This is a genomic window from Parasphingorhabdus sp., assembly GCF_048269915.1.
Lineage (GTDB): Bacteria > Pseudomonadota > Alphaproteobacteria > Sphingomonadales > Sphingomonadaceae > Parasphingorhabdus.
Genome location: NZ_JBLWTY010000006.1, coordinates 19,047 through 36,705, shown reverse-complemented (window position 1 = coordinate 36,705; position 17,659 = coordinate 19,047). Strand labels below are relative to the sequence as shown.

Annotated in this window: 15 protein-coding genes; 8 read left to right on the top strand and 7 right to left on the bottom strand. The window is 57.7% G+C overall.

Going from position 1 to position 17,659, the window contains the following annotated elements:
• Nucleotides 1-3 precede the first annotated feature (3 nt).
• Nucleotides 4-1,365, top strand: coding sequence for an MFS transporter (locus tag ACN0WX_RS12990; RefSeq protein ID WP_417622764.1), 1,362 nt, complete (start codon nucleotides 4-6; stop codon nucleotides 1,363-1,365).
• On the opposite strand, the gene ACN0WX_RS12985 is transcribed toward ACN0WX_RS12990, so the two are convergent.
• On the bottom strand, nucleotides 1,362-3,689 hold the full coding sequence (locus ACN0WX_RS12985; RefSeq protein ID WP_417622763.1) for a CDC48 family AAA ATPase: 2,328 nt from the start codon (nucleotides 3,687-3,689) through the stop codon (nucleotides 1,362-1,364). The genes ACN0WX_RS12990 and ACN0WX_RS12985 overlap by 4 nt on opposite strands.
• 343 nt (nucleotides 3,690-4,032) lie before the next feature.
• On the opposite strand from ACN0WX_RS12985, the gene ACN0WX_RS12980 reads away from it, so the two are divergent.
• Complete coding sequence (locus tag ACN0WX_RS12980; protein ID WP_417622762.1) at nucleotides 4,033-4,911, top strand: LysR substrate-binding domain-containing protein; 879 nt, start codon at nucleotides 4,033-4,035, stop codon at nucleotides 4,909-4,911.
• Between the two features lie 132 nt (nucleotides 4,912-5,043).
• Here ACN0WX_RS12980 and ACN0WX_RS12975 read toward each other — a convergent pair whose 3' ends face one another.
• Complete coding sequence (locus ACN0WX_RS12975; protein WP_417622761.1) at nucleotides 5,044-5,493, bottom strand: peptidylprolyl isomerase; 450 nt, start codon at nucleotides 5,491-5,493, stop codon at nucleotides 5,044-5,046.
• A gap of 161 nt (nucleotides 5,494-5,654) precedes the next feature.
• Between ACN0WX_RS12975 and mgtE the strand changes: the two genes are divergently transcribed.
• Nucleotides 5,655-7,064 carry a magnesium transporter gene (gene mgtE, locus ACN0WX_RS12970; protein WP_417622760.1) on the top strand — a complete coding sequence of 470 codons (1,410 nt, stop codon included), beginning with the start codon at nucleotides 5,655-5,657 and terminating at the stop codon, nucleotides 7,062-7,064.
• Here the strand turns inward: mgtE and ACN0WX_RS12965 are convergent.
• A complete protein-coding gene (locus tag ACN0WX_RS12965; protein ID WP_417622759.1) occupies nucleotides 7,054-7,470 on the bottom strand; it encodes a hypothetical protein in 417 nt (138 codons plus the stop codon). The genes mgtE and ACN0WX_RS12965 overlap by 11 nt on opposite strands.
• A 130-nt stretch (nucleotides 7,471-7,600) precedes the next feature.
• Between ACN0WX_RS12965 and ACN0WX_RS12960 the strand changes: the two genes are divergently transcribed.
• The gene (locus ACN0WX_RS12960) at nucleotides 7,601-8,014 is read left to right on the top strand and encodes a DUF1489 family protein (protein ID WP_417622758.1); all 414 of its coding nucleotides are present in this window, start codon (nucleotides 7,601-7,603) and stop codon (nucleotides 8,012-8,014) included.
• Here ACN0WX_RS12960 and nudC read toward each other — a convergent pair.
• Genes nudC through ACN0WX_RS12945 form a run of 3 tightly spaced genes read right to left on the bottom strand, consistent with a single transcriptional unit; the run spans nucleotide 8,011 to nucleotide 11,390 of the window.
• Nucleotides 8,011-8,922: an NAD(+) diphosphatase gene (nudC, locus tag ACN0WX_RS12955; protein ID WP_417622757.1), complete on the bottom strand. Its 912-nt coding sequence runs from the start codon at nucleotides 8,920-8,922 to the stop codon at nucleotides 8,011-8,013. The genes ACN0WX_RS12960 and nudC overlap by 4 nt on opposite strands.
• 60 nt (nucleotides 8,923-8,982) lie before the next feature.
• The gene (locus ACN0WX_RS12950) at nucleotides 8,983-10,326 is read right to left on the bottom strand and encodes a serine hydrolase domain-containing protein (protein ID WP_417622756.1); all 1,344 of its coding nucleotides are present in this window, start codon (nucleotides 10,324-10,326) and stop codon (nucleotides 8,983-8,985) included.
• Entirely contained in the window at nucleotides 10,323-11,390 is a 1,068-nt protein-coding gene (locus ACN0WX_RS12945; RefSeq protein WP_417622755.1) for an A/G-specific adenine glycosylase, read from the bottom strand. The genes ACN0WX_RS12950 and ACN0WX_RS12945 overlap by 4 nt, the downstream gene beginning before the upstream one ends.
• Before the next feature lie 27 nt (nucleotides 11,391-11,417).
• Between ACN0WX_RS12945 and ACN0WX_RS12940 the strand changes: the two genes are divergently transcribed.
• From ACN0WX_RS12940 to smc, 4 genes are all read left to right on the top strand, one after another.
• Complete coding sequence (locus tag ACN0WX_RS12940; RefSeq protein WP_417622754.1) at nucleotides 11,418-12,077, top strand: DUF721 domain-containing protein; 660 nt, start codon at nucleotides 11,418-11,420, stop codon at nucleotides 12,075-12,077.
• Nucleotides 12,074-12,766, top strand: coding sequence for a DsbA family protein (locus tag ACN0WX_RS12935; protein WP_417622753.1), 693 nt, complete (start codon nucleotides 12,074-12,076; stop codon nucleotides 12,764-12,766). The genes ACN0WX_RS12940 and ACN0WX_RS12935 overlap by 4 nt, the downstream gene beginning before the upstream one ends.
• Nucleotides 12,767-12,799: 33 nt before the next feature.
• Nucleotides 12,800-13,543, top strand: coding sequence for a thioredoxin domain-containing protein (locus ACN0WX_RS12930; RefSeq protein ID WP_417622752.1), 744 nt, complete (start codon nucleotides 12,800-12,802; stop codon nucleotides 13,541-13,543).
• Nucleotides 13,544-13,615: 72 nt separating this feature from the next.
• Nucleotides 13,616-17,053: a chromosome segregation protein SMC gene (gene smc / locus ACN0WX_RS12925; protein ID WP_417622751.1), complete on the top strand. Its 3,438-nt coding sequence runs from the start codon at nucleotides 13,616-13,618 to the stop codon at nucleotides 17,051-17,053.
• A 100-nt stretch (nucleotides 17,054-17,153) separates the two neighbouring features.
• Here the strand turns inward: smc and ACN0WX_RS12920 are convergent, their stop codons facing one another.
• Nucleotides 17,154-17,444 (bottom strand): GIY-YIG nuclease family protein, encoded by a 291-nt coding sequence (locus tag ACN0WX_RS12920; protein WP_417622750.1) that lies wholly within the window; start codon nucleotides 17,442-17,444, stop codon nucleotides 17,154-17,156.
• Nucleotides 17,445-17,659 lie beyond the last annotated feature (215 nt).

Sequence of the window (17,659 nt, the reverse complement as noted above, 5' to 3'; positions counted from 1 at the left end):
CCGATGGCTGATTCTCCCGACCTTGAACCACTGAAACGGACAACGGCAATCGTTCCAGATGCAAAGCCAATCGACAGCACTCGTATGGCGGTGCTTTTCTCGGTCATGCTGGTTACGGCATCCGGAAATACAGCCATGCAATCCATCCTGCCAACGATCGGTACACAACTCGACATTCCGGATTTCTGGGTCAGCGCGGCGTTTAGCTGGTCGGCTCTTCTATGGGTCTATACCGCACCGAAATGGGCACGCCTATCCGACCACCGCGGCCGCAAAGCTCTCATGCGCCTTGGCATGATCGGTTTTACGACATCCTTTGCGCTTGCTGGCCTCGCTCTGTTTTTAGGGCTTCTTGGTTGGTATAGTGCGCTTTGGACCTTTATCCTGTTCGCCGTGTTCCGCAGTCTCTATGGTGGCCTGGGTTCGGCAGCTCCACCCGCCGTGCAAGCCTATGTCGCCGCTCGAACCGCGCGCGCAGACCGGACAAAGGCATTGTCCCTGATTGCTTCATCCTTTGGTCTTGGAACGATCGTCGGTCCCGCAATTGCTCCCCTGCTAGTCATTCCGGTGCTTGGCCTTTCGAGCCCAATGTTTGCCTTTGCTGCGATTGGCATAGGCGTGATGGTGGCACTGGCGCTGAAACTGCCCAATGATAACCCCGGCTTCAAAGCACGTGGCGTGGTTACGTCAGAGCCGTATAGTTCGGCGCCATCATCTAGCAGTTTGAAAGACGAGGATGAAGATGGCGAAGACGAAAATGGCCTGCCGCCGCGTTTGCGTTGGGGTGATGATCGGGTCAAGCCGTGGTTGATCACTGGCGTTCTGGGCGGCAACGCGCATGCCCTGGTCCTTGGCATCATCGGGTTTCTCGTCCTCGACCGACTGGGCCTGCGCGGCGACCCGGAGATGGGGATCAGAATGACCGGTCTTGTGCTGATGTCCGGCGCGGCCGCCACATTGCTGGCTCAATGGGGCCTCATCCCGCTGCTCCAAATGGGGCCGCGAGTCTCTGTCCTGTGGGGCATGATACTGGGGGCCTTTGGCTGCCTGATCATCGGTCTGTCCCACGATCTTCACGGCATCATCATAGGCTTTGCGGTGGCGTCCCTGGGCTTCGGCCTGTTCCGTCCCGGGTTCACTGCCGGCGCCTCGCTCGCGGTTAAGCGGTCCGAGCAAAACGGGGTGGCAGGCATTGTCGCCTCGGTAAATGGCATGGCGTTTATCGTATCGCCCGCCATTGGTGTCCTGCTATACACCTATGCTGGTCCATTGCCTTTCTGGTTAGCCACAACCGCCTGTGTGTTACTATTCGCCTGGGGCTTCAAGACGCTCAAACTTGATGAGCAGGTGGACGCCGACCGCTAGTGCTTGCTGTCCTTGATCGGCGTCAACATTCCCGGCGCGACAAATCCGATCGGCTCCGCACGCATCGCATTTTGCTTCAGTTGCGCTTCCATTTTGGAATATTCTTCCTCCATTTCCTGCGTCACCGATGCGCGGCTGTCTTTCAACGCCTGTTCAAAATGCTTCATCTGGACGGTTTCGACCAGTCCGCCGAATTCGCGCAAGGCGTATAGTCCGGCCCGGCGCACCAGATCTTCTAGATCGGCACCGGAATAGCGGTCTGTGCTTTCCGCCATTTCATCAAGATCGACGTCCTTGGCGAGTGGCATTCTCGCCGTATGAATGGCCAAAATACGCCGCCGCCCAGCTTTGCCCGGAACCGGTACATAGACCAGCTCATCGAACCGCCCCGGCCGCAGCAACGCCGGATCAACCAGACCGGGACGGTTAGTCGCACCAATCAGGATCACCGACTGCATTTCTTCAAGGCCATCCATTTCGGCCAATATAGTGTTGACCACCCGCTCGGTTACCTGCGGCTCACCCATGCCACCACCGCGGGCCGGCACCAGGCTGTCAATCTCGTCAATAAACAGGATTGTCGGCGCAACCTGCCGCGCCCGCGCGAACAAACGGGCAATTTGTTGCTCGCTCTCGCCATACCATTTGGAGAGAAGGTCACTGGATTTGGTGGCGATGAAATTGGCTTCCGCTTCACGGGCGACGGCTTTGGCCAACAACGTCTTGCCCGTTCCCGGAGGCCCGTAAAGCAAAAACCCCTTGGCCGGACGAATTCCGAGACGCGAAAACGCCTCAGGACTTTTCATCGGTAGCTCAATGCCCTCTTTCAGCCGCATCTGCGCCTCGTCGAGACCGCCAATATCTTCCCAGCGAACGTCGGGGGCCTGCACCATGACCTCACGCATCGCGGAGGGCTGGACCCGTTTCAGCGCCTCGACAAAATCGTGGCGCTGAACGACCAGCTCTTCCAGCACCTCCGGCGGCACCGATTCCGATTCCAGATCCAGTTTCGGCATGATGCGCCGTACGGCTTCGATCGCCGCCTCGCGAGTCAGTGCCGCAAGATCTGCGCCCACAAAGCCATAGGTTGTACGCGCCAGCTCCTTCAGATCGACGGCCTTGTCGAGCGGCATTCCACGAGTGTGGATTCCCAGAATTTCGCGCCGCCCTGCAATATCCGGCACACCGACGATAATTTCCCGGTCAAAGCGACCGGGACGCCTTAGCGCTTCATCAATGGCTTCGGGCCGGTTGGTCGCCGCAATGACCACCAGGTTGATACGTGATTCGAGCCCGTCCATCAGCGTCAAAAGCTGGGCCACCAGGCGTTTTTCTGCCTCACCCTGCACCTGCCCGCGCTTGGGCGCGATCGAATCGATCTCGTCGATGAACAGGATTGAGGGCGCAGCCTTGGTCGCCGCATCAAATATTTCGCGGAGCTTCTTTTCGGATTCGCCGAAGGCAGAACCCATGATTTCCGGTCCGTTGATCAGGAAGAACTCCGCTTCGCTTTCGTTGGCAACCGCGCGCGCGAGCCGCGTCTTACCTGTCCCCGGAGGGCCATGCAGCAACACGCCGCGTGGCGGATCGACGCCGAGCCGGGTGAATAGCTGTGGATAGCGCAGCGGCAGTTCGACCATTTCACGGAGTTGATCGATCGTCTCGTGCAACCCGCCAATATCGTCATACGTAACGTCGGCGCGGCGGTGCTCGGTCGACTCTTCATATTCCGGGCGCAGTTCAACCTCGGTTTCTTCGTCTATATGGACGATACCCTTAGGCACGGTCGAAATGACGTTGAGTCGTATTTGTGTAAGAGAAAAGGCCGGGGCTGCCAGCATTTGACGCAATTGCGGTGGCATGTCGCCACGGTCCACCTGTTGCTGTCCATGGGTGGCAACAAAGTCACCAGCCTTTAGCGGACGGCCCATGAAGCTGCGCTTCAAACCGCCGCCATTGCCTTGCAACCGGAGATCCTTCTGGGCCGGCGCAAAAACCACTTTCTTGGCAACCTTCGATTCGACTTTGCGAATTTCAACGAAATCTCCTGCTCCGACACCGGCATTGGCGCGTTGCAGGCCGTCGAGCCGGACAAAATCAAGCCCCTCATCTTCCGCATAGGGCAAAACCGCTCGCGCCGGAGTCGCCTGCTTGCCGATGATTTCGACTACATCGCCCTCGATCAGCCCCAATTTTCCAAGATTATCGCGGGACAGCCTGGCCAATCCCCGCCCGCTATCCTCGGGTCTTGCATTGGCAACTTGCAGTTTCAGCAGATTGCTATCGTCTTCAACCTGGTCTTTTATCGGCGCTGAATCGGACACGGGGGCGTATCTCCTCGGAAATCGTTATACTTGTTTCCAACAAGATAGGGATCGTCACACGGATATGCGACCCTCGAATTACAATATGCCGCCGATGACGCAAAATTTCGCAAAAAAAAGGCCAGTTCCGAAGAACTGGCCTAAAAAGTTTTTAGGAGAGGATGCCTGAAAGGCCTATTCTGAATGCACCGAATCGGGTTATTGTGCAAGTGCGAAAAGAACATTGTTGGTTGCACATTATGCAATCCATCAAGATTATTAGCTACGGTTTTCTGCCATTTTCTTGAATTCATGGTCATTTTGCGTTGCACAAAGCTGATTTTGCAACAATATTACGCGGCATATGCGACGTCTTCCTCCCCTGCGCGCCCTTGAGGCGTTTATTCGTGTGGCCCGTCTCGGTTCGTCCAAGGCAGCTGCAGCCGAGCTCGCGCTGTCGGCACCTGCCCTGAGTCGCCGAATCAAATCGCTCGAAGATCATATTGGAAAGCCGCTGTTCGAACGGCGCAATCAATCGATGGTTCTGAACGAAGACGGAGAGATGCTGCTGAAAGCGGTTGCGCCGGCCCTCGAAACCATTGGCGAAGCCGTGGACCAGATGACCGTTACCGGCAGTGATATGCGTTTGCGCCTTGGCGTGCTGCCCCTTTTCGGAGCGACACGATTGCTGCCGCGACTGCCGGAACTCAAGAAGCTTTATCCCAAGCTGCATATCGACGTCGATACGTCGGCCCATGCTGAAAATATGCTGGGGGATGCCGTCGATGCTGCCATCATCATCAGCGATCATGTCGATCCCAATCTCTACTCGGTCAAGCTCGACAGCAACAAGGTCTACGCAATTGCTTCGGCGGAACTGACCAGCGGTCCCAATGCGATCAACAGTCCCGAAGACCTAAAAAATCACAATATCCTGATTCACAGCAATATGACCCGCGCCTTTGACCAGTGGAAGGAAGTTGTCGGACTGCCCGATCTACAACCCGCCGGTATCGACCATATCAACAGCGGTCCGCTGATGCTCGAAGCTGCAGCTCAGGGGCTTGGTATCGCCATCATGCACGGTGGCCATTTTTCGGATGCCAATGACAAGCGGCTGGTCCGGCTGTTCGACCATGACGTCGACAGTCCCTATAGCTACTGGTTCGTTTGTCGCAAACGCGACAAGAAAAACCGCGCGGTGCGAATTTTCCATGACTGGGTGATTGAAGCGGGCCTTTAGGCGACAAGGCCGGGATTGAGCGTCAGGCCGTCGTCAATTTATACGCTCTCCCAGCATCGCCCGGCTGTTTGAATCAAGGCCTGATTCAGCGAGCCGTGCGATCCTGGGTCTATCAAGACGCGTGGCGGGTGATCAGCCGAGGGAAACGGACTTGATCGCGCCTGGCTGTGCCGGTGGTTCGCCCTTGGGCAGCGCGTGAACGGCTTCCATGCCGGACGTTACCTCACCCCAGACCGTATATTGTCCGTCGAGGAATCCCGCATCGGCAAGGCAGATGAAAAACTGGCTGTTGGCGCTGTTCGGATCCATGGTGCGAGCCATTGAGCAGACGCCTTCAGCATGCGGCGCATCGGAAAATTCCTGCGCGATATCGGGCTTGTCACTTCCGGACATGCCAGTGCCGGTCGGGTCGCCGCCCTGTGCCATGAAACCGTCGATGACGCGGTGGAAAACAACACCGTCGTAAAATCCCTCGGATGCCAGTTCGGTAATCCGGGCGACGTGATTGGGAGCCAGATCCGGACGCAGCTTGATTTCTACATCGCCGGTATCAAGGTGGAGAGTCATTTTTTCATGTGCCATCAAGTCTGTTCCTTTTTGTTCGTTAAATGGGCGTTGGGGCGCATATAGGCGGCACGAGTGAAAAAATCACCCTGCCTTGCGATAAATGTCACAAAAGATTGCAATTGCAGCACCGTCATGACTAGTAAGCAGCCGAACGCGCACTGAAGGGGAGCATCGCGATGACCGAGATCAACGACGCTCCGCCCGAAGATATCGAGCGCGAAGAAGTCCTCGACAATGACAACCGGCTGACGGACGAATTTGTCCGCTCGGTTTCCGATGCGGTCGAGGATAATAATGCGACGCTCGCGCAGGAACTGGTCAATCCGCTGCACAATGCCGACATTGCCGATCTTTTCGAGCTGGTCGACGAGAATGAACGCGCACCACTCGCCGAAGCTCTAGGTGATCTCGTCAGCGCCGACGTGCTGGCGGAAATGAACGAGCATGTTCGCGAAGATCTGATCGAAGTGCTTGATGCCGGTCAGATTGCCGACCTGACGGAACAGCTGGATACTGATGACGCGGTCGCGATTATCGAGGATCTAGACGAGGGCGAGCAACGCGCCGTTCTCGCCGAGCTGGACGCCGAAGATCGCGCCGCGATCGAAAGCGCCCTCACCTATGAGGAAGAAACCGCTGGGCGGATCATGCAACGCGAGTTTGTCGCGGTGCCCGAACATATGATGGTCGGCGATCTGATTGACTATCTGCGCAAAAATGATGACCTGACAACCGAATTTTGGGAGATTTATGTCGTCGACCCGGCATTCCGGCCGATCGGCACCTGCCAGCTCAGCTGGATTCTCCGAACCCCCCGCGATATCGCCATCGCCGATGTGATGAAGCGTGAACAGTCCCTGATCCCGGTTGATATGGATCAGGAAGAAGTCGCGCTGCGCTTCCAGAAATATAATTTGATCTCAGCCGCTGTCATCAACGAAGACGGACGCCTGATCGGGATGATCACCGTCGATGACATTCTCCATATTGTCGAGGATGAGGCCAGCGAGGACGTGTTGTTGCTGTCCGGTGCTGGCGAAGGCGATATCAACGAGCCGATTCGCGATAGCTACAAGGCGCGCGTACGCTGGCTGATTACCAATCTGGCGACGGCGCTGGTCGCCAGTTTCGTCATTTCGATCTTCGGAGCGGCTATCGAGCAAATGGTCGCGCTCGCGGTTCTGATGCCGATCGTAGCCTCAATCGGCGGCAATGCAGGGACCCAGACCATGGCTGTCTCCGTCCGCGCGCTCGCCATGAACGAACTGACCCGCTCCAACACACGCCGGATTATCGGCCGGGAATTCCGGATAGCCTTGCTCAACGGCGCCACGATCGCGGTCTTGGTCGGACTGGGCACCGGCCTGATCTTCGCCAACCCCATGCTCGGCAGCGTCATTGCAGTCGCGATGCTGATCAACATCGTGATTGCGGGATTTGCCGGAATATTCGTACCGGTCATGCTTGACCGGCTGGATCAGGACCCCGCCCTGGCGTCTTCGGTCTTTGTGACGATGATCACCGATACCATGGGCTTTCTCGCCTTTCTCAGCCTGGCGGTGGGCAGCGGCATGGTCAGCCTTTAGAGCGCGCATAAGCCGCGACAAAATTGCACAGATCATTGTATATGCGTTCCCGCTCGCCATCGCCGAGCATTTCGCAGCTGAGCGAATCAAAGGCCGGCCTGTTCGCACCGGCGGCCAGGCGGATAGCAGCGATCAGCCATATTTCGTCATGGGTGGTTTGCGAACAGCACGGGCGTCCGATTTGGAAAGGCTCCTGCCAGGCCGACCCAATGGTCTCCGCCAATATCAATATCCGTGTTGCCGCTAGCCTCCCCCCCAGCCTGTCCGCCAAATGGTCGATACAGTCATAGGCATTCTGGCTCGCGATCACGGTCAGCCGAAAGGCGATGATCAATTTCGCTTCAACCGATGGCAACGCCCTGATGTCAGGCAGCGGCAACAATAGCTTTTCCAGAATCTCGCCCAAAATGTCTCTCCTCATTGCTCGACTATCGCTACAATATGATATTGATAATCATTTGCAATAATAATCTGCGACAACAGGAGTTTCGGTCGCGGCGCTTGACTAAACCGGTCGCCCACCACAGATGAAGTTCATGCCATTGAACATGACCAAGATTGCTTATCGCAGCGAAAGCCCGGCCACGCTGCGGAACTGGCTCGAATCGCATAGAGACAATGCAGCAACCGATGGCGAAGCGCGGCTAACCACGCGCTATCTGCCCAAGCGCCATGAAGAAATGGTCGGCGGCTCGCTCTACTGGATTCACGCGAAGAAAATTATCGGTCGGTCGCCGATCATCGGCTTCATGGAAAATGGCCAGGGACGGCAGTGGATCAGGCTGGAACCACGACTGGTCGCTGTCCAGCCAATTCCCAAACGCGCCCATCAGGGCTGGCGCTATCTCGAGGAAAAAGACGCGCCACCCGATCTCGGTGACGGCGCCGAAGGGGCCGAAGAAATGCCGGCCGAGATGCTCGGCGAACTGGCCAATCTGGGACTGGTCTAGCGGTTTCCGGACTGGTCCAGCCAGTACCGGAGCAGATCATGGGCAATGGCAAAGGGAGGCGGCGCGACAAAAAGCGCGCCCCGATCACCGGCCATGGCCGCCTCCACTTCTTCCCGCGAAAACCAGGCGGCTTCCTCAATTTCCTCCTCGTCGAGCGTCAGCGTCGGATCGTCGGTCACGCTGGTGCAGGCGATCATCAGCGAAGAAGGGAAAGGCCAGGGCTGGCTTGCGACGTAGCGGACATCATGCACATGGATTCCCGCTTCTTCAAACAGTTCGCGCTTCACGCAGCCTTCGATACTCTCGCCGGGCTCGAGAAACCCTGCCAAGGCCGAAAAGCTCTTCGGCGGAAAGCGTGGCTGGCGACCCAGCAAGACTTTACCTTCGCATTCCGACAGCATGATCGCCACAGGATCGGTGCGCGGAAAATGTTCCGCTCCGCAACCATCTTTCTCGGGGTCACACAGGCGCGCCCAGCCCCCCTTGCGGGACTCGGTCGGCTTGCCGCATTGCGCGCAGAATTTATGGCGCGCGTGCCAGTCCACCAGACTGCGCGCTGTGGCGTAAATGGCGGCCTGATCGGCAGGCAATCCTCCCAGCGTCTGCCACAATGCGCGATTGGCAGCGGGGCCGGCATCCCCTGCTCCGTTCAACTCCGCAAAAAGGGGAGTGTCGTCATCGATACCGAGCAAAAGCAGATCATTGTCGGGTGAAGCTTCATAGGCTGCCCCCCAGGCGAGTTCACCGCGATCGTCAAAAACCGGGTTCAGGCCATCAAGCTTGAGCAGCTTTGCGCGCGGGTTCATCATGGCAGCGCGGAGCTTCTCGGGATTCACCCGCACCTGATCGGTACGGTCCAGCGTTCCCCCGGCGAAGGTCGGCACGATATTATTTCTGGCGGTCAGCATCTTGTCTCCCGGACGTTTTTATTTTGTGCTCCCCTGAAAGGGGGCCGGATTCTATGTCTCTTACGGACTGGTTTTGCCCGCTCCTGCCTGTGTGGTTCCGGTCAGGTCCGCGTAGACATATTTCGGGAAGTCCGACTGGAAGGGATAGCTGTTTGAAGGAATATACTGAGTATAGCCCCCGGCGCGCAAACCGCGCGCCGTATCAACAAAGGCCGATGTTCCGGCTGCCCCGCCCCAGCCAAATGTACCAGCCGGACTGACGGTCGTACCCAGCCCGGAGCGGCCACCGGCCCCAAAGCCGTGATTGGCCACCCAGGTCCCTTTGGTATTGGCGGTTTCCGGCAACAGGTTGGACATGCCAAGCTTCACCGTCTCCGGCTTCATCACCTGGACATCGTCCAACGTACCGAAACCAAGCAACATTTGCAGGAACTTGTCATAGTCGCCAGCCGTGCCGACAAGACCGGTGCTGCCAAAGGCAAAAGGCGGCTTGTCGAGATAGATGCTGGTGGCGCCCGGATCGATCGGGATCAGCGCTCCTGCAAAGGGCGCGTAATTATCCGCAAGGTCGACTGCGCGATTGGCAGGAACCTGGTAGAATATGTTTTTCATCCCTAGAGGCCCGAACATTCGTTCCTGAAGAAACTGGTCGAGCGGCTTGCCCGAAACCTTCTCGATCACGGCGCTCAGAACATCATGGCTGAGCGAGTAGCTCCACTGCGTACCGGGCTGGTAGACCAGCGGCAGTTCGGACAGGCGCTTCACGAAGGTCATGATGTCCGGAGTTGGCGCACCCGGATCGATTCCGGGTATTACGCTCCGGCTCACGCGGCCCGGAGTGAGGCCGGCAGCGAGATAGGCTTTCTGAATCGGCCCTTTCGATATGATCGTATAACCAAGACCGGCCGTATGGGTTTGCAACTGCCGGATGGTGATCGGTGCCTTGGCTGGCTCGACATTGTCCAGCGCGCCTTCCGGATCGACCAGCACCTGCATATCGGCAAATTCGGGAAAAATATCTGACAGCGGTTGATCCAGCGAAATCAGCCCATCCTCGACCAGCATCATCGTCGCCATGCCGGTTATCGGCTTGGTCTGCGAATACATCCGCCACAATGTGTCGGGGCCGACGGGCTTGCCGCCGCCCAGTGTAAGCGTACCGGCTGCAATCACCTGCGGCTCGGTTTGGCCAAAACCGATCATCGCCATCATGCCCGCGACTTTCTTTTCCGCGACATATTGCTGGATGATCCGGGTCAATCCGGGGAAATTCGTGCCCGCCTCTTTGGCGAAGGCGATCCCGGGCATGCCGGCCAGCAAGGCTCCCGTACCGATACCACCGAGCACGGAACGTCGGGAAAATGCAGAACCCATAGAGGATGTAGCAGGTTTGTCAGCGGTCATGTTTCTCTCTCCGTTTTCCATTTCACGGCCTTGGCAAAAAGGGTCGGCAGACCGGCTTCGGCAATATTGTCCAGCGGCCACCAGAACTGGGAAACCATATCAGTAACGAATTTCTCATCCTGATAAACCGCCAAATCAACCTCAAGCGAAAAATGGGTGAAGCTGTGCTGAACAATATTGTCATGCACTTGCCATTTTCCTGCCAATGGTGGTCGGGCATGACCATCATTGCCGGCGGCCCAGCCATCATCCGGCAGCGCCCGCATACCGCCGAGCATGCCTTTCGGCGGGCGAGTGGACAATAATAATTGCCCTCGCTGCTCGATCCAGAAAAACCGCGCGCGGCGGACGGGCTTTTCCTTTTTTGGCGCCTTGACAGGATAGGCCTCCTCATCGCGGATCGCATGGGCCACACACTGTTCTTGCACCGGACAGATATCGCATTTCGGATTTTTGGAGGTGCAAATAGTTGCGCCGATATCCATGCAGGCCTGGGCGAAATCACCGGCCCCGCGATCCGGGGTAATCGCGTCCATCGCCGACCGGATTTCAGCCTTGCCTTTGGGGAGTGGTGTATCAATGGCGAACAGCCGCGCCACCAGCCGCTCGATATTGGCATCGACCACCACCGCCCGTTCGCCAAAGGCGATCGCCGCTATTGCCGCCGCCGTATAGGCACCCACACCGGGTAATTTTAACAGCTCAGACTCTTTCTGAGGAAAGATTCCATTCATGTTCTCAGTAATATGCACCGCACATTTATGAAGATTCCTTGCCCGCGCATAATAGCCCAGTCCGGCCCATGCCGCCATTAGGTCCGCTTCGTCGGCACGGGCCAGGTCCTGGACGGTGGGCCAGCGCCGGATGAATTTCTCGAAATAGCTTTTGACCGCACCGGCGGTGGTTTGCTGGAGCATCACCTCAGACAACCAGACATGATAGGGATTGGGCAAATCACCGCCCGGCGGCGTCCGCCAGGGCAGCGTTCGCGCGTTATCCACATAATGTGCACCGATATTGGCAGAAATTTTACGCGCTTTGGCGGAGAAACTATCGACGGCCATGGCCGCGCCATGCCATAAATGAACATAATGGCGAAGAAAATTGGCACAACTGGCGAAGAAAAGGCGAAAATCGGCCATATTGGTACGATTGCGTCCAAAAAACCCGCTGCCAAAAAATACCAGAAATATCAGCGCCCGCGCGGCGGTCCGGCGAAAAGCATCTCCGACCTGATGCCCGAAATCGGTCGCGCCGCCTTTCGCCGCTATGGTTTCATCCAGAGTTCGGTGGTCAGCCGCTGGGCAGAGATTGTCGGCGAACGCTATGCTGCGGTTTCACTCCCCGAATCGATCCGCTTCCCGCGCGGGGAGAAGGAGGGCGGAACATTGAATCTGCTGGTTTCCGGCGCTTATGCAACGCTGATGCAGCATATCGCGCCGGATATCATCGAACGGGTAAACCGCTTTTTCGGCTATGGTGCGATCAGTCAGGTACGATTCAGACAAGGCACCGTAACGCCAAGGAAAGACAAGGAAAAAAGGGTCGCCCTGCCGGCCTCGCTCAAACCTGCCCCGATCCAGCTGGGCGAAAATCTGCGCGATATTGGCGATGCGGAGCTGAACCGGGTGCTCGAATCGCTGGCATCGGCAGTTGCAAAGGTGGAAGCGACCCCTAAGACAGATGCGCAATCGAGTATAAAGATCATCGGCAAGATCGGTGGCGGTGACAAGAAGAAGGACCAGACATGAAGATGGGAAGCGCGTATCTTGCTTCGGCATTGGCAGCAGCAACCATGATCGCCGCACCGGCGTTTGCGCAGCAGACCGACTGGTCCAAACGAGTCACAATGTCGCCAATGGGCGGTCACATCATGGGCAACCCGCTCGCCCGGCACAAGCTGACCGAATATATGAGCTACACGTGCAGCCATTGCGCCGCTTTCGAAAAAGAATCCCACAGCATCCTGATCACAAATTTTGTCAACAAGGGCCATGTCAGCTTCGAAGTCCGCAACCTGGTCCTCAACCCCATTGACCTGACGGCCGCAATGCTCGCCCGCTGCGGCGGGCGGACCAAATTTTTCGGCAATCATCACGCCTTGTTGCTGCGACAACCGGAATGGCTGAAGAAATTTCAGTCTGCCTCTCCCGAAGTGATGAAGACATTGAATGATGGCACCCTTCCGGAGCGACTCAGGAAAATCGCCAAAGCCGCGGGCCTCGACACATTGATGAAAGGCCGTGGCTTTACCGCGTCCCAGATCGACGCCTGCCTGTCCGATCCGGCCGAACAGGACAAGATTCTCGCGATGACCAAATATGGCACCACGTCGCTCAAACTGACCGGAACACCCAGTTTTACGCTGGCTGGTCAACCCCTTCCAAAAGTCCACAGCTGGACTGCCCTGCAACCCAGCTTGACGGCGCTGCCGCGATAGACATTCGAACCCATCAGAAAACAGGAACAGACTATGCGCACACTCAACTATATCGCTCCCCTGGCATTTGCTTTGGCACTGACGGCCTGCGGCGAAGCAAATGAAGGCGAGGCCGGAGTAAGCTCATCCGAAGCGGTCGAGGCAGTCGCCGCTCCTGCGGGACAGAAATGGTCAGAGACGGTTGCCAAGACCGAATCCGGCGGCATCGTCATGGGCAACCCCGATGCGCCGATCAAGCTGGTCGAATATATGTCCATCACCTGCTCGCATTGTCGGGATTTTGGCGAACAGGCCTTTGCCCCGCTGCGCGACACTTATGTCGAGAGCGGCCGGGTCAGCTTTGAAATCCGCAATTTCGTCCGTGACCCGCTGGATCTTTCCGCTGCCATCCTGTCCCGCTGTGGTGGCGAAGGCCCATTTTTTCCGCTGACCGAACAGGCTCTGGGCTATCAGGGAACGATGTTTGAAAAAGCGCAGGGCATGGGAGAGGGAACCTATAGCAATATATTGCAGTCCGATCCGGAAACGCGATTTGTTCGCCTCGCCGAGCAGCTGGGCCTGATCAGCTTTTTCCAGCAGCGCGGTATTTCCGAAGACCAGGCCAAGGCTTGTCTGGCAGATACAAAAACTGCTGAAATGCTGATGAATGGCACCCAGAAAGCCGCCGAGGACTATAATATCGAGGGAACACCGACCTTCCTGATCAACGGTCAGAAGATCGAAGGCACCAACTGGACAATGGTTGAAACCAAGCTGAAGGAGGCTGGCGCGCGATAGGCGCCGGACCAATCGCAAGAGAGGGCGCGATTTGAATCTGGGTATCGATAGAGGCCGCATGAGGGCTATTTCATGCAGATAAAGAAGCTCAGACTCTCGGGCTTCAAGAGCTTTGTCGACCCTACCGAACTGCGCATTGAAAAAGGGCTGACCGGCGTGGTCGGTCCCAATGGCTGCGGCAAATCCAACCTGCTGGAAGCGATCCGCTGGGTGATGGGAGAGAATAGCGCCAAGTCGATGCGCGGCGGCGGCATGGAAGATGTGATCTTCGCCGGCACCCAGGACCGTCCCGAACGGCAATTTGCCGAAGTGGCGCTAACGGCGGAACGGGAAACCAACGATGTGTCATCGCTGCACGTTGGTGACAATGACAGCGAACTGGAGATCGTCCGGCGGATCGAGCGCGGCTCCGGCTCCGCCTATCGGGCCAATGGCACCGATGTCCGGGCCAAGGATATTGCGCTGATTTTCGCCGACGCCGCCACCGGTGCCCACAGCCCGGCGCTGGTCAGCCAGGGCAAGATATCCAACATCATCTCCTCCAAACCCGAAGCCCGGCGGGAAATGCTCGAGGAAGCGGCGGGTATTTCCGGCTTGCATGTCCGGCGCAAGGATGCCGAACAGAAATTGCGCGCCGCAGAGAAAAATCTGGCTCGTCTCGATGATATATTGGGTGATATGGAGCAGCGCGCCGCCAATTTGAAGCGGCAGGCAAAGCAGGCAGAGCGCTACAAGAAGCTGAGCAGCGAAATCACCACCGTCGAAGGGCGGCTGATCTACGCGCGCTGGAAAGAGGCTGCAGCAGCCGCCGATGCAGCCCGTATCGAAGCGGAAGCCGCCGAGGCCAAGGTCAATGCGGCGCAGCAGGAACAGCAAGCCGCTGTATCGGCGCAAAATGAAAGTGCCAAAGGGCTAGGCATATTGCGCGCCGAGGTTCAACGCGCGCGCGAAGAAGCCAGCGAATCCAGCCATCGGTTGCTGACCCTGACCAACGAGCGCGACAATCTGAAATCGCGCCTGCTTGATCTGCAGACGCAAGCCCAGCGTATCCGTGATGACAATGCCCGGGAAGACCAGCTGACCCGCGACGCGATGGAGGCTCTGGCTGGTCTGGAACAGGACGAGAAGCGGCTTTCGGCGGAATTGGCCAGTCTCAACAAGGAGCGTCCGGAACTGGAGCGCGCGGCCGAACAAACCGAACGGGCGGCCAGCGAGGCAGAAGTGGAACTGGCCAAGGCGGTAGCCGAAGAAGCCCGGATTCAGGCCGAGATAAAAGTTGCCAATGCCGCCGTTGACGCGGCGCAGACGCGCCATGACCGGCTGGCTGTGGAACTGGACCGGCTGAATGCCGAGCGCGCCGAAATGGGTGATGAAGCTGAGTTGCAAGTAGCTCTTGCCGAAGCAATTGCGGCGCGGGAAACGGCCCAAAAAGCTGCGGACGACAGCGGTGGCAAAATTACAGCGCTCGAGGAACAGCGCATTGAAGCAACTGCCGCACGCGATGCCGCCCAATCCAGCCTGTCCACAATCAGGGCCGAACTGGCCGGCCTGCAATCCGAGCATGACGCATTGGACCGTGAACTGTCCAAGGCTGAAAGCACGAACAAGGCAATTGACCAGGTCAAGCCTGCTCCAGGCTATGAACGTGCTCTGGCAGCGGCGCTGGGCGATGATCTGCTTGCCGCCATTGGCGAAGAAGGTGACCGCTTCTGGGCCGGCGGCAAAATGACTGCCCCCGGTGATACGCCTGCGGGAACCGAAGCCCTGCTTGGTCAGGTTGAAGCACCGGCAGAATTGCACAACCGCCTGTCACAGATATTTGTTGCAGATAGCGACGAGGGACAGATTCTCTCGGTGGGACAACGACTTGTCACCAGGACAGGTGCCTTGCGCCGCTGGGATGGCTTCGTTGCCCGCGATGATGGCAATGCCAGCGCCGAACGGCTGGTCCGCGCCAATCGGCTGCGCGCATTGCAGGATATGCTGGTCCCGGCGCAAAACAAGGTTGCAGCGGCAGAATCGGCCCTGGCAGCAGAACGCGAAGCAATTTCGATGGTCGAAAATCAGCTTGGTGAAGCACGTCAAGCGCGCCGCGATGCCGAGGAAGCGCTGCGGCAGACACTGCGCGAAGCCGATCAGGCAGAAGAGGCTTTGTCCTGGCTACAGAAACGCACCGCCAGTCTGGTCGAGCGCGACGCTGCGCTGAAAGCGGAAGCCGCGACCGCGCTTGCCGAACTGGAAGCCGCGCAAAAGGAACGCAGCAGCCAGCCCGATGGTGCAGCGCAGGAGCAGGCGCGGTCCGCCCTGCAGGACCGACGCGATGCGGCGCGGGGTCAGGTCATGTCATCACAGGCTGCTCTCTCCGCGATTGACCAGAAACTGGCGCAGGTGAAGGAACAGAAAGCGGTCGCCAGCGCCCAGATCCGGTCCTGGCAGGACCGCTCCGGCGAGGCCGAGGCGCGAATGGCGGAAATGGCAAAACGCGGCGCGCTGATCGAGAAAGAGGTCGAGAATCTCGCCGACCGTCCGCGGGTAATCGAGGTGGAAGTCACCAGGCTGGAAGAACAGCAGCAGGCGCTTAACGCCAAAGTCGAAGAGAAAGACGCCACGCTGCAGGCCGCCGAACTGGCCCAGCGCGATCACGAAGACCGGCTCACCCAGGCCGGCGAAATGCTCAGTCAGGCACGCGAATTGCGCGCCGGGGCGAAGGCGCGGGCCGAGAATCAGGAACAGCGACGCGTTGAAATGGGGCGGATCTCGGCCGAAAAATTTGAATGCCCCGCTCCGGTGCTACCGAAAAAACTGGAATTTGACGAAGAGACGGTTGGCGACGCATCGCAGGAGTCTGCGGAACTCGAACGCCTGTCGCTAAGCCGGGAGCGGATCGGTCCGGTTAATCTGGTGGCTGCTGACGAACTCGCGGAACTCGAAGGCGAGTGGGAAAAATCGACCAAGGAAAGCGAAGAGCTGAACGAGGCAATCCATCAGCTGCGCGGGTCAATTGGCAGCCTCAACCGCGAAGGGCGCCAAAGATTGCTCGCGGCGTTCGAGGAAGTCGACCAGCATTTTCAGCGGCTGTTCAACACCCTGTTCGATGGTGGCAAGGCGCATCTCGAACTGATCAACAGCGACGATCCTCTGGAAGCCGGCCTAGAGATCATGGCCCAGCCGCCGGGCAAGAAGCTGACTTCGCTGACGTTGCTGTCCGGCGGCGAGCAGGCTCTAACCGCTGTGGCCCTGATTTTCGGCCTCTTCCTGACCAATCCAGCACCGATCTGCGTGCTCGACGAAGTCGATGCCCCGCTTGATGACGCCAATATCGAGCGCTTCTGCGACCTGCTCGACAAAATGGTGGCGGAGACCAGCACCCGCTATCTGATCGTCACCCACAATGCGGTAACGATGAGCCGGATGCACAGGTTATTCGGCGTAACGATGATCGAGCGCGGGATCAGCCAGCTGGTGTCGGTCGATCTGAATGCTGCGGAAGAGTTGTTGGCGGCGGAATGATGGCGGCGTTCCACCGATAAGCGCCCTTCGACAAGCTCAGGACTAACGGAATTTGTTGCAGCACCCTTATACCGTTAGGGGTGAGCCTGTCGAACCCCGCCTACCGTCTATGAGCACGGTTTCTCGATAACTCCGACAGCAATTCCCAATCGCCATCGATCAGCGCCTGCTTCTTTGCCCTCGTCCAACCCTTGATCCGCTTTTCCGCCTCCAAGGCCTCATAGCGGGTCGAGAAATATTCAGACCAGACTAATTCCACGGGCCGCCTTTTGTAAGTATATCCTGTAAAGAAGCCACTCTGATGCTGAGCAAAGCGTTGTTCCAGATTATCGGTATGACCGGTGTAGAAACTGGAGTCTGAACATTTTAGGATATAAACATAGAATGCCATGGTGGCTTTTTAGCCTTTAGGCATCCTTCGACAAGCTCAGGACTAACGGCAAACCACAACTGACCGTTTCTATCAATTTCCCAAAAGCCATTTCTGGGCAGGTGATCAGGATGTGGTTAATGAGTTGCTAGCGGTGGGGTAGCCATTGACTCTTTCAATAAATGTAACTACATAAATTAAAGAATTTGGCAGATTGGGCCAGACCTATAGCCATC

Excerpts from the sequence above, each read along its gene's own strand:
- ACN0WX_RS12960 (WP_417622758.1), top strand. The coding sequence starts at position 7,601 with ATGCCATTGAACATGACCAAGATTGCTTATCGCAGCGAAAGCCCGGCC.
- nudC (WP_417622757.1), bottom strand. The coding sequence starts at position 8,922 with ATGCTGACCGCCAGAAATAATATCGTGCCGACCTTCGCCGGGGGAACG.
- ACN0WX_RS12980 (WP_417622762.1), top strand. The coding sequence starts at position 4,033 with ATGCGACGTCTTCCTCCCCTGCGCGCCCTTGAGGCGTTTATTCGTGTG.
- smc (WP_417622751.1), top strand. The coding sequence starts at position 13,616 with ATGCAGATAAAGAAGCTCAGACTCTCGGGCTTCAAGAGCTTTGTCGAC.
- mgtE (WP_417622760.1), top strand. The coding sequence starts at position 5,655 with ATGACCGAGATCAACGACGCTCCGCCCGAAGATATCGAGCGCGAAGAA.
- ACN0WX_RS12945 (WP_417622755.1), bottom strand. The coding sequence starts at position 11,390 with ATGGCCGTCGATAGTTTCTCCGCCAAAGCGCGTAAAATTTCTGCCAAT.
- ACN0WX_RS12950 (WP_417622756.1), bottom strand. The coding sequence starts at position 10,326 with ATGACCGCTGACAAACCTGCTACATCCTCTATGGGTTCTGCATTTTCC.
- ACN0WX_RS12935 (WP_417622753.1), top strand. The coding sequence starts at position 12,074 with ATGAAGATGGGAAGCGCGTATCTTGCTTCGGCATTGGCAGCAGCAACC.
- ACN0WX_RS12990 (WP_417622764.1), top strand. The coding sequence starts at position 4 with ATGGCTGATTCTCCCGACCTTGAACCACTGAAACGGACAACGGCAATC.
- ACN0WX_RS12930 (WP_417622752.1), top strand. The coding sequence starts at position 12,800 with ATGCGCACACTCAACTATATCGCTCCCCTGGCATTTGCTTTGGCACTG.
- ACN0WX_RS12975 (WP_417622761.1), bottom strand. The coding sequence starts at position 5,493 with ATGGCACATGAAAAAATGACTCTCCACCTTGATACCGGCGATGTAGAA.
- ACN0WX_RS12920 (WP_417622750.1), bottom strand. The coding sequence starts at position 17,444 with ATGGCATTCTATGTTTATATCCTAAAATGTTCAGACTCCAGTTTCTAC.
- ACN0WX_RS12940 (WP_417622754.1), top strand. The coding sequence starts at position 11,418 with ATGGCGAAGAAAATTGGCACAACTGGCGAAGAAAAGGCGAAAATCGGC.